Origin of the sequence: Nostoc sp. PA-18-2419, assembly GCF_005869855.1 — a bacterium.
Taxonomy (GTDB): Bacteria; Cyanobacteriota; Cyanobacteriia; order Cyanobacteriales; family Nostocaceae; genus Nostoc.
Genome location: NZ_SZNH01000011.1, coordinates 123,168 through 135,683 on the forward strand (window position 1 = coordinate 123,168; position 12,516 = coordinate 135,683).

The following is a 12,516-nucleotide window of genomic DNA, read 5'->3' on the forward strand; positions in this document are numbered from 1 at the left end:
GTAACAGAGGTGGGGTAGTAAGGTGAAATTCTCTCCCATCTCTCATTTGCCTACTACCTCTTTTGGTAAAAAGCCTCATTTTCCAGTTAATTAACTGAAAAATGAGGTTGATTAGAGCTTTTTATCAAAAACGCTACTAGATTCTCTGATGTAGTCGAGTTTTGGGTAATTAGTACAGGGCAGCTAAATCACGCCATCCATTTGAAATGTCTAAAACCCTTACCGAACGCTAATTACGAATTACGTAGCTTGCTTCTGGCCAAAGGCGAGTATTACGAATTACGCAAAGCCTTACTAGGGTAGTCCTCTGAGGGTAACAGACCTTTGCAGTTGAGCTAAAGCACGGTTGTAATCCAAAATTGCTGTGACTCGATTACCTTCAGCTCTTGTTAAGTCGTTTTCAGAATTAATTACATCAGTTTGAGTACCTACACCAGCTTGAAATCGCAAACGCGCTAAACGTAAAGCTTCCCTGGCTTGTTCTAAAGCGGTATTAGAGGTTTGAACATTCTCCAAATTAGATTGCTGGGTAGAAAAGGCTTGTTCTACTTGAAAGCGAATTTGGTTACGCTGTTCAGCAAATTGAGTTTCTGCGATCGCAATATTAGCTCTCTGTTGAGCTGCCCTCGCTCTTGCTGCTCCTCCATCAAACAGATTCAGGGTTGCTCGGACTCCAAATGAATAACCATCTGTAACACTAACGCTATCATCAAACTGATCTAGCAGGTTATAGCTGGCTACCAAACTAACTTGAGGGCCGAGTTCTGCAAGGGCTTGCCGACGCTGTTGCTCGTTAATATTACGTTGTGCTAACTGTTGTTGCAGTTCTGGGCGGTTTTGATAAGCTCGCACGATACTATCTTCTAGCGTTAGATCCCAAAGACCAGCTAATTGTACGGGGTCGGCGGCGCTGATATTTATCCCCTGTGGCAAACTGATTCGAGTAGCCAACTGACGACGAGCAATTGCCTGCTGGGATCTAGCATTAGTTAAGTCTTGTTGGGCATTTGCTAAATTCACCTGAGAGCGTAACACGTCAAATCGCGTACCAACTCCAGCTCGCTCTAAAGCTTCTGCATCCCGTAAACTAGCCTCAGAGTTCTGTACAGCCGATTGAGCAATACGTACTTGTTCGTCTGTTTGTTGTAAATTGTAGTAGTCAGTCGTCACATTCAAGCGAATTCCCTCGGACTGAGTTTCTACAGCCAACTCATTAAAACGTAGCTGTTCTCTAGCAGCCTCTCTACGCGCTTTATTTAACCCAGAGGTATATACGTCATAAGACAGTTGTGCTTGCCCAGAAAAATTTGTATTAGCCTGATCTGTGTCAGAAGGGAAGCCATTTCGCGCACTTAATTTATCCTGAAGCTGATTACTCGCAGACTGACTGCGAGTGATATCCGCACTAATTCCAAGACTGGGCAATAAACTAGCTTCCGCCTCTTTGAGGGCATATCGACTGCGTTCTAACTCCAATAACGCCACCTGCAAATCCCGATTGTTACGCCGTGCTAACTCCAAAGCTTGCGCCAAAGTAATCGGCTGATTTTCCTGGAGTCTCACTTCCTCCGGTTTGGTAGGAAATTGCAAGGGATTTGGATTTTGAATCAAGTTCTGAGGAATTTCCACCGCACCTGAGGGCACAGGAGTTACGCTTCCTGGCAAAGTAGGAGTCGGCGTCGAATTGGCTGGTGCAGGGGTTACGCTTCCTGGCAAAGTAGGAGTCGGCGTCGAATTGGCTGGTGCAGGAGTTACGCTTCCTGGTACAGTAAGAGTTGGCGTTGAATCTGTAGGAATTGTGGTGTTACTCTGAGCTAAGCGTTTGTCAACAGCATTTTGTTGTTGGCAGGTGTTTGAGGTCACCAAGGAAGTACCCCATGAGTCGGTTCTATTTCCCAACTGTTGTTGCGGACACCTCTCGGCTGATAATAGTTTTGCTGCTCCTCCATCTGTGCTTGAAGTTTGTAAAAATGTCTGCAACTGAGTAACATTATTTATCTTTTGAACTACTGGCTGCGGTGAAGCAGACAGCGACAAATTTTCTTTTCGGGCAGAAGCGGGTTTGGAAGTGTAGTCAGGTACTATCTTCTTTAATTTCTGCCAATAGGCACTTGAATTGCTCTGTTTTTGATTGCTTTGAACAGAACGTTTAATATCTGGCTGTTGGGAAGAACCAGAGGTAGGTGTTAAACTGAAAAATCTATCTTCATCTTTTTGAGCTACTTGTTTTATTGGCACATTAGTATTTCCAGCCAGAAAAACTGGAATACTGTTATTACTTAAAGGCTTTACATTAAACTTAGTAAAACCAGGAGCAGCTAATAGGGTTGGAATAGTAACATCTGCTGTCTTAGGCAATTGCGTATTTATGAAGTCTACAACTAAGGGCTGACCATAGGTAGAAATCAAAACACTTGGAGAAGACGCCGAGTTTACCCCATTTAGTTTCACAGTATCAGCCCACACAGGCTGAGTTGTTAAGACCGCTGCTGTCACACCAGGCAAGAAGCTATGGAATAATTGCTGTCCTTTCACCGCATCCCCTCACACGAAAATCAATCTAGCGGCAGAAAACCTTTCTTCACCACAGAATATAGCACGATACTAAATTTAGGAAAGAATATACTACGATACTAAATTTAGGATTCGGAACTCTGTTTATCTTCAAAACGCCTGACAATGCGAGAAAGTTCCGCCTTTTCATCGATACTAACGCGAGTAGGAGCACCACTAACAATCCGCTCGTAGTTCCGGAATGAATCTTTAATTTCTGGGCCATCAGCAGTGATATTATACTCACGAATACCCTTATCGTGCCAAGAGCCTCTCATTTTAAATACATTAATTGCCCGCGACATTTCTCCACGAATTTCTACGTACTGTAACATCAAAATTGTATCGGTAATCGTGGAGATGTGAGAGTCTGTTATCGAATGCGATCCCATAAATTGGTCGGTTGTGTTAGTAAAGAAACCGGTGATTTCTTCTTGTTTAGCATAACCGGTAACACCAATCACAAACTGTCGAAATGCATTATTACTCACTCCTCTGGCTAGTGCTGAGAGTGAGTCAATGGCAATACGAGCTGGTTTAAAAATCGCAATTTCTGATTTAATAATTTGTAAGTGGTCTTCTAAACCAGTCGATTCGGGATAGGTACAAATTATTTTCAGTAAACCTTGATGTTCTAATTCTTCAAAATCAATTCCCCAAGAGGAAGCGTTGCGAGATAGTTGGGCGCGTGATTCTTCATAAGCAAATAAAATTGCTCGTTCTCCATTGAGACAGCCATCTTGAATAAACTTACTGACTAACAGGGTTTTGCCAGTGCCTGTAGCTCCTGTTGCTAAGATGATTGAATCTTTGAAGAAACCACCACCGCACATTTCATCTAAGGTTTTGACGCCAGAAGATACTCTAACATTAGAAGAACGTTGAGTTAAACGCATTGCTCCCAGTGGAAAGATGTTGACTCCTTCATTGGTAATGGTGAAGGGATATTCACCTTTCATATGAGTTGTACCGCGCAATTTTAGAATTTCAGCTGTGCGACGGCGGCGTTCTCCTTCTAAAACGTTGCGAACAATTACGACATTATCGGATACAAATTCTTCAACTCCAAAAGACGCAACAGGACCATATTCTTCGCTACGTTCAGTTGTAATAACAGTAGTGACACTCAATAGTTTGAGACGTGCAACCAAGCGAAAAATCTCGCGCCGCACCACTCCCATAGCTTCATACTGCTGAAACACTGCTGTGATTGAGTCGATCGCCACCCGTTTAGCTTTATACTTGCGAATGGCATATTGCAAGCGCTCAATCAGTGCAGAAAGGTCGAAATTCCCAATAATATCTTGACCTTCTGGATCGGGAGATGCATCTAAAATAAATAGCTTGCCTTCTTCTATTAGGCGTGGCAAATTCCATCCAAAAATATGAGCATTTTTAATAATATCACTAGGTGACTCTTCAAAGGTAACAAATACTCCTGATTCGTCAAAGTAAGTAATACCATTATAAAGAAACTGAAGAGATAATAAAGTTTTTCCTGTACCTGATGTGCCGCTAATCAAGGTAGTTCTACCAACAGGTAATCCGCCATGACTAATATCGTCAAATCCCTCAATCATCGTGCGAATTTTTTCTATACCCACAATTAATGGTGGTTTCTTAGCTGCGGCTATTTGCTCGTTTTCACTCATGCTTAATCACAAATGGGTATGAAATATTTTTTATTATTAATAGGTTGGCTGCAATCTAATGATTAAATGTCTTCTTCTGTCAAATTTTCTTCACTTAGTTCTTCATACAGTAAATCTAATCCAATTAATACTCTTTCTCTATCTGAGAGATCGCCAATAATTTTGCGAACCGGTGGAGGCAAAATTTTAGATAATGTAGGTGTCGCCAATATTTTATCTTCTTCGGCCAGTTGCGGACTTTTGAGGACATCGATCACTTTTAAAGCATAAACACCTTCAAACTCCTGTTCTAAAATATTTTTGAGTATTTTTAATGCCCGTACTGAATTAGGAGTGTTCCCTGCTACATAAAGCTTGAGAACATAAGTCTTTCTGGCTTTATTCATAAAGTTACAGGCTAATTATTATAAGATAAATACAAGATGCGATCGCGCATTGAAACTAAATAATAGCCGTAGCTTGTGCAGATTTTAATATCGATAAATTTAATTTATTTATCAATTGAACATCTATATACTTCGCACAAGTGAGCTAGGATCTCTATCAATGTCAAACGATAATCCAATAACGTTTCATCGCTCCTTCCTTCTAATTTTAGCTGTTTAGAGAATTCATCAATTATTTCCATGTGAATTTCAATAAGTTGAGGCACAGGAATATTAGCATAAAATATAATATTGATAAATTTATCAATTTTTTCTTTAAGAGTTTTTTCTGTGCTAAAATAATCTATAAGAATTTGAGTGTAATCTAATTTCAAATCGTTTAATAATTCTTGACGTTCTCCTACACTCATTTGTTGGAAATGCTGTTGCTTTTTTGGCGAGTGATTAGCAAATGCATCGAAATACTTGCCGTTATCTGGTTCAATTGGGTGGCGTTGCGACCAAAGTGGTGAAGCGTTAATTGTTCCACAAGAAGTTACAGCGACAGGTAGATAGCAAAAGTGGTTAAAAATACTAGAAACAAACTTAGATATCCAGACGCTAACAACATTTTTGTTGGCTAACTGGGCTGAATTCTTTAAATATTTGTTAACATCACGTTGCTGAATGAATATAGGTAATAACATTTATTGTCTATCTACTCGATCAACTCCATTGAGAAGCGCGGGCTGAATAAGTGTGGCAAACGCTTCTAGAGTAATACTAGGTGTGCAGTCAAATTGTGGTTCTAGCGGAAAATAACGCTTTGCGTTAACAGTTAGATCAATCACTCAACAACCTTGTGTAGGAACACAATAGTAGGACTTAGTAGGTCTGAGATGAGTTATGTATCGGCAACTAATTATTTGGATATGCATATGTAAATATACAGATAGATAAACTTTTCTATTTTGGTCGTTGATAAGATACTTAAACGAACTTAAAGGATTGTCGCATTCTAAATCATTATAATTCCTCAAGGTTCTAAAGCGAATCTTTGGAGCCATAATTGTTTTAGCCGTCACTATCGATGAGGAGTTTAAATACCAGTAAGACACTGATGAGGCTATTTACTAAAAATGAGGAGCAGCAAAAACTGCCATCAGCCTCAGTTTTCCAGGTCGGATGCCAGCAAGTGTCTGTAAAATTAAATCCTGTTATTTTTATGGCGTTGAAATCCTAACCAAAATTGCTTATATGAGTCTTCTGAAAGGATATGGCTTCAGGTGCAAAGAACATCGGCAGATGGCAGATGGGAATGCCAGAGGTTTCCGCAGGAAGAATGACCCCCAAAGCCCTATGTCAATGCTAGATTACCCGCTCTATGACTTTCAGGCAACCGTACCTAGCTGCCCCCAGACAACTACTCTGGCGGTGGTGCTGGAGATTTTTGAGCAACAGCAGTGCGATCGCTTGGTAGTATTAAATCAACAGCAATACCCCATCGGATTGCTGTACTCTATCCGTTTAATCCAAACATTATTAGGTCATAACGACGAGAAAAATTTAAATTTACAGCAATCAGTCTCTATCTGGGATCAAGCTTTGATTGACCCAATACAGACAATACCAGTTTCTGAGCGTGTAGAGCAATTGATCTCGCGTTTGTCCCAACAAACTCAAAAACCGCAAAACTTAGATTGGGCTTTGATTGACTGTGATGGGAAATATTTGGGATTGGTGGATACTTCACGCCTATTGCGATCGCTGGCTAAGGAAAAAACGGCTGGGTCACTCAGTTCTGGCGAGCATGCCCATAGATATGATAATGGGCAAACTCACTCTCAGGTGCAGACGCCAAATCAACTCAAGTCATTAGTACAAAAGCCACTGGTGAAGTTGTTAGAAAGACTGCCTTGGCCTTTGATGTTGGAAACGAGTACTGGCGAGGTAGTAGCCCAAAATCCTGCTTGGTGGCAGCAGTTAGGAGTTTTAAAAGACCCAGAAGGAGTCAGACAACAAGTAAAGGCAATACTTAGCCCCTTGCGAGCCAAAAAAGCAGAATACGTTAAGCAACGAGGAATCAAAGTTCATCCCAATGGTGGTGAAGAACAACTAACGCCACAGTTGTTGGTTAAGAGTGAAGCAATACCTGAACCAGGCTTATCTACTCTGAACAATCTTAGAGAACAGCCCGAAGCTCAAGAAACTACATCCAGTCGCTGCTTTTTGGATAGTCAATTAGGTACTTGTACCTGCGTTGTCGAAGTACAAAATGGTCAGGAACGAATTTGGCAGTTTGCCAAAATTCCATTAGACAGTCCAGAGTTGAAACTCATGAGTGCCGAATCAGAGATGGCACTCAGCAGTGATTTGTGGTTAGTTTTAGCAACTGATGTCACTGAACAGCAGCAGCTTTGCAAAGAACTATCAGCCAAGAATGCCGATTTAATTCAATTAAATCGCTTGAAAGATGAATTTTTAGCTTGTATTAGTCACGAACTGAAAACTCCCCTAACTGCCGTTTTGGGATTATCGCGATTGCTAGCAGATCGGCAGTTGGGAGAACTCAACGAGCGTCAAGCCCGTTATGCAGGACTGATTCATCAAAGCGGACGCCATTTGATGAGTGTGGTCAATGACATTTTAGATTTGACCAGGATGGAGACGGGACAAATGGATCTGACACCAGCCCCAGTCAAAATTCGGGCTGTGTGCGATCGCGCCTTATCTGAAGTCAAAGCCATTCAGACTCAAACTGGCAAAGCTCCAGTCGGGTCGTCGACTCAAAAGACCCGTTCATCTGCTCCCCAATTCTCTCTTTCTATTGAACCAGGTTTAGACCAAATTGTCGCAGATGAATTACGCCTGCGCCAGATGCTCATCCATTTGCTTTCCAACGCCTTTAAATTCACCGAAGTATCAGGCGAAATTGGGTTGCGGGTGAGTCGTTGGGAAGGATGGATTGCCTTTACAGTTTGGGATACAGGCATTGGTATTCCCGAAGACCAGCAACATTTAATATTTCAAAAATTCCAACAACTGGAAAATCCCTTGACCAGGCAGTTTGAAGGCACTGGTTTGGGGTTGGTATTAACTCGCGCCTTGGCTCGTCTCCACGGTGGAGATGTGAGCTTTTTATCTCGTGAAGGTAAAGGTAGCCAGTTCACACTCTTGCTACCACCCAGTCCCGCAAAAACAGGTTTTGCCGAGTCAGATATTGCAATTAGAGAAGACGGACAAATACGACACCAACAGACACCAGAAATTCTCCTAGTCGGTCATCAGCATGTCACAAAGTCCCCACAGTTTCATACCACTAGTTCGCAACGGTTGGTCTTAGTAGTCGAGGCAGTAGCCCGATATATTGAAGATTTGACCGAACAACTCAAAAGTTTAGGATATCGCGTAGTGATTGCGCGATCGGGGACAGAAGCAGTAGAAAAAGCTCGGCGCTTGCAACCAATAGCAATATTTCTCAATCCCTTGCTGCCCTTGCTCTCAGGCTGGGATGTGCTAACCTTACTTAAATCTGACAGCGCAACCCGTCATATATCTGTAATTCTCACAGCAACGGCAGCAGAAAAAGAGCAAGCATTTGCCAACCGAGCCGATGGTTTCTTAAGCTTGCCAGTAGAATATCAGGTCTTGGCACCACTGTTAGAAAAATTATGTACTGCACAAGGAGTTCTACAGCTAGGGTCAAACAATAGCGCCAATCTCCCAACTAAGACGCCACTGCGAATTCTCAGGTTAGTGAATCCCGATCTAGAATCCATCAATCCCCACTCCTCACTGCGAGAACATCGGGTGATTGAAGTCGATGACCTAAATCAGGCAGAACTGTTGGCGCGGGTGTGGCAATTTGATGTAATTTTGCTCGATGTCGAGAGTACCACCGCTCAAACTTATTTGCAACAACTAATTGAGCATCCACGTTTAGCGGCCATACCGTTGGTTACTTGCGATGCTGCAACCACCCTAAAAGCTTCTCAAATACCAGGGTTATCTGTATTTCCTTGTTTAACACCACTGGGAAAAGACAACAGCACTCCCACCGAGAAAACAGATGCCTTACTATCAGTACTGCAAATTGCTTCTGGTGTCTGCTGCCCTCCCAACATTTTAGTAGTGGATTTGACAAAGCTGCGCGATTTACCACAGGCAAGACGCAAGCAAGCCAAAGGTTATCGCCTAGAAAAAAATTGCTCCAATGCTAGTGAAACACCCGAACGAGGGTCTGAGTGGTTCCAAGCTTTAATTCAGTACTTACAAACAGCAGGCTTGAAAGCAGCGATGAGTCCTTGTTGGGCAGAAGTGTTACAACAAATTCGTCACCAAAGCGTTGACTTATTGCTAATTTGCTTAGGAGAATCTGCTATCCACAAAGAGGTACTCAAAGCATTGAAAAGATTAGGAGAGTCACCCTCGAAATTACCACCAATTTTAGTACTCAACCAACCATTGAATCACCCAGACACTATTTCTCAGCCTGGGGTGGCTGACAAGGAAATTGACAAGCCCGATCGCAATGCTTTGGAATCGGTAGAAACTATTTTTGGTGCGATCGCTACCCAGATCTTACCGCGATCAATTTCTATGGAAGATTTGTTAAGCCAGATTAATCAAGCTTTAGCTCTCAACAGTCAAAACGACAAATCTTAATCGCGTCATTAGTCATTTGTTCAAAGTCCAATTGCAAATGACTAATAACTTTTTAATAGTTTTATGATATTTCCATTTTTTTCTTTTTAACCAAAGGAATGCGAATCAAATTATAAGCACCTTTGGTAGATAAATTCTTGTAATCATCTGGCTGCAAGTCCATTTGGAGAAACTTTTTCTGCTCAGCCAATAGCAGCAATGAAGGAGGTTGTATTGCCTTGGCAGCCTGGTTTTTAATATGCTCTACGGCCTGTTGGGGAAATGTTAAATAATTTACATTGATGTGGCTATAAAATACTACACTAGGCTTTTTAAAGCCAAGCATAACCAGTTCTTCATTTGGTTGTTTAACTTGCTGTATGATTGCAGACAACTCTCTTAACGGTAATTGACGTTCGCGATCAATAAAAAATGAAGTAGGCGTGAGAACAAAAATTAAAAACGCGACAAATCCCACTATATTCATACTGATGATATAGTCCCAGCGGCGATTTAATAGTAAACCTGCAACCAAAACAGCACAAACGAGCCAAATGACGCCGCCAATGACTGGTAAACCGGATTGTTTAATTAGTTGGTGGAAGTTAGTGATAGCCGGATCGCTACCTAATATTTGGGTGATGTTAAGCAGTGCGGTTGCCAGAACTGATAAAAATGCTACATTCAACCAGGCACTCCAGACAAGCGAAGACCTAGGAAGTAATTTCTCTGTGTATTGGGAAGTTCTATTCGCCCCAAGCCAATGCTCAGACTCATCTGTGTGTCTTTGTGTCTTAGTGTCATCTTTGTTCGGGTCTGGGTGCCCATGTGTTTGCGTGCCCTTTTTATTTACCGTGCCCGAAAAAAGGTCACTCCACAACAGCGCCACTAAGATGGCTGCTGCTGGCATTAAAGGCAATACGTAGCTAGGAAGTTTGGTGACAGCAATAGTAAAAAAGCCAAACACACCAGCAAACCAGAACCAGGCAAATAAACTTAATTGCTGAAAACGTTCTTGACAGAGCCAGTATGATCGCTGCCAAAATTTCAGTCTGAATATTGCCACTGGTAAATAGACTGAGTATGGTGCAAAGCCCAATAACACTATTAGAAAATAAAAATACCAAGGTGCCGAGTGACCATTAACTACTTCTGTAAAGCGTTCTAAGTTGTGATAACCAAAAAAGGCATTAATATAATTCCAGCCATTACGCCAAATCACTAATGCGTACCAGGGTACTGATAAACCAAAAATTATCAGTAAACCTACCAAGAGACGCATTTCCTGCAATACCTCTCGTAGCTTGCCCACGTAAACCAAAAAGGCGACAACAATTAACCCTGGTAAGACAATTCCCACTGGGCCTTTAGTTAAAATTGCAGCAGCAATCAGTACATAACAAGCTAAATACCATTTATTAGGAAATGGAGATCGGGAATTAGAGATTAGCGGTTGGGAGTTCTCCCCAGTCTCTTCCTTTGCATATCCTAGAAAGAAACACAATAAAGCTGATGCCATACAGCCCGTAAGCAGCATATCAGAGACACCAGTTCTCGCCCAAATAATTGTTTCTCCATTGAGTGCCATCAACGCTGCTGCTAAAAAAGATATTAAGTAGCGGCGAGTAGGACGTGAAACTTGCTCTAATTGGTCTTGTTTAACCAAATACCACTGTACAGTGTAAAAAGCTAAACAAATTAGGCCGAATGCAGCGATCGCAGAAGGAAGGCGTACTGCCCACTCATTGACTCCAATAATTGCATAAGCGATAGCTTGACACCAGTAAATTAAAGCAGGTTTATCGAAACGAGTGTCACCATCGAAAAATGGAGTGATCCAATCACCTGTAACTAACATCTGGCGGGAAGCCTCTGCAAACAGTGGCTCTGTCTCATCAATCAAGCCAATGTTGCCCAAATTCCACCCAAAAGCTATCCAGCCAATCACCATCAACCCGAAAATCGACAGGGTTAAACCAAGGGTTGGATTATTTCCTATTTTGTTGAACCACCGATCAACAGTGCCCTTCACACTCAATTTCATTCTCATTAGTCAATAGTCAACAATTACTAGTCAATAGTCGTTGCTTGTCTATATTTTGTTCTTATTTAAAAAAACAATTGCTCAATTACTTATTGAGCAAAATTAATTATACGTGCTTAAGGGGAAGTTTGAAGGAAAACAGAAACAGACACAGAATAATAACTCCTAAGGGACTTCCAATTAAAAAAATATTCCATCCCTGCGGGACGCTACGCGAACGCCTTGAGGGCAGGGGAGCAGGGAGCAGGGGGAGAGAAAGCCGTTTTGATGGGCATGAAATTGGATAATTTATTTTCTGGAAGTCCCTAACTCCCTATCCTCACTCAACTATGGAGTCAGCACTAGTTGCCATTCTTTGCTTTGGGAATTCCACTTAGGTAATTCAGTTTCTCCGACAACATAAGGGCCCCAGTAACGACGGGAACCATCTTGTGCAAAGGCAACTAAAATATCTCCTTTCTCCAGTTTCAAATTATTCTGAGGTAGAGATAAAATTAATCCCTTGTCACTACCTTCTTGGGGAGCAAAATCCCAATGTGCTGGGACATCATATTTAATCTGCTTAGCACTAGATCTATTTGCTACAGACTCTCGCGCCAATAATGCTAGCCGCACAGGCTGATTAGTTTGATTGCTMATCCGCAAAGTTCCTCGATCCTTGACTTTAGTAGCCGATTTATCACGATTTGCTAAGACAGGATAAGTATTCTCTTTAGTGCTATGTTCTACTTTATTGCTTAGGTTCGCTGCTGGACTCGATAGGCTAGTGGAGATACCTTTTTCTGCTGAAACCGATGTAGACGAACCGATTTCCTGCTCAGAAGTCTTACTTGGTTGTTGTGAAGATGTATCTGGGTTGGTGGACTCAAAAGATACGCTCACTCCCAAGCATCCCACCAGAGCAACAAGCATTCCCAAGCAACAAGCTGTAACACCGAGGTTACGATACACTGAAGTTTTCATATTGAGAGTTATTAGAAATAAATATTTGTATATGCTTGACCAAATAGTAGCCTAGTATCATAAAAAGCAATTATAAAAAGTAGCCTAATATAGATTTTTCTAAAATTAGACTGAGGAATGCACGAGCAATATCATTTGAAGTTACAAAGATTTTGGGAAAATAATTCCTTTGATGTTTGACTCACAAGGAGTGTAGAGACCGATTACTGAGTATTTTATCCGTAAGTTTGCATAAAAATAAGACAATTAGATACTTAATCAGGAAATTAATTTGTATAAGACAATAAAAATTTTG

At 41.5% G+C, this 12,516-nt stretch carries 7 protein-coding genes; 1 reads left to right on the forward strand and 6 read right to left on the reverse strand.

The window, feature by feature from the left end:
• Window positions 1-294: 294 nt before the first annotated feature.
• The 4 genes from FCR06_RS13915 to FCR06_RS13930 form a co-directional block, all read right to left on the reverse strand.
• Entirely contained in the window at window positions 295-2,535 is a 2,241-nt protein-coding gene (locus tag FCR06_RS13915; protein ID WP_138500573.1) for a TolC family protein, read from the reverse strand.
• A gap of 104 nt (window positions 2,536-2,639) precedes the next feature.
• Window positions 2,640-4,205: a circadian clock protein KaiC gene (gene kaiC / locus FCR06_RS13920; protein ID WP_138500575.1), complete on the reverse strand. Its 1,566-nt coding sequence runs from the start codon at window positions 4,203-4,205 to the stop codon at window positions 2,640-2,642.
• A 62-nt stretch (window positions 4,206-4,267) separates the two neighbouring features.
• Window positions 4,268-4,591 (reverse strand): circadian clock protein KaiB, encoded by a 324-nt coding sequence (gene kaiB / locus FCR06_RS13925; RefSeq protein ID WP_138500578.1) that lies wholly within the window; start codon window positions 4,589-4,591, stop codon window positions 4,268-4,270.
• Between the two features lie 104 nt (window positions 4,592-4,695).
• A complete protein-coding gene (locus FCR06_RS13930; RefSeq protein WP_138500580.1) occupies window positions 4,696-5,277 on the reverse strand; it encodes a KaiA family protein in 582 nt (193 codons plus the stop codon).
• Between the two features lie 652 nt (window positions 5,278-5,929).
• Here FCR06_RS13930 and FCR06_RS13935 point away from each other — a divergent pair.
• The gene (locus FCR06_RS13935) at window positions 5,930-9,235 is read left to right on the forward strand and encodes an ATP-binding protein (RefSeq protein ID WP_189523424.1); all 3,306 of its coding nucleotides are present in this window, start codon (window positions 5,930-5,932) and stop codon (window positions 9,233-9,235) included.
• A 61-nt stretch (window positions 9,236-9,296) separates the two neighbouring features.
• Here the strand turns inward: FCR06_RS13935 and FCR06_RS13940 are convergent, their stop codons facing one another.
• Together FCR06_RS13940 and FCR06_RS13945 are read right to left on the reverse strand one after the other, a co-directional pair.
• Window positions 9,297-11,264, reverse strand: coding sequence for an ArnT family glycosyltransferase (locus tag FCR06_RS13940; RefSeq protein WP_138500584.1), 1,968 nt, complete (start codon window positions 11,262-11,264; stop codon window positions 9,297-9,299).
• Between the two features lie 321 nt (window positions 11,265-11,585).
• Window positions 11,586-12,221 (reverse strand): hypothetical protein, encoded by a 636-nt coding sequence (locus FCR06_RS13945; RefSeq protein WP_138500586.1) that lies wholly within the window; start codon window positions 12,219-12,221, stop codon window positions 11,586-11,588.
• Window positions 12,222-12,516: the final 295 nt, after the last annotated feature.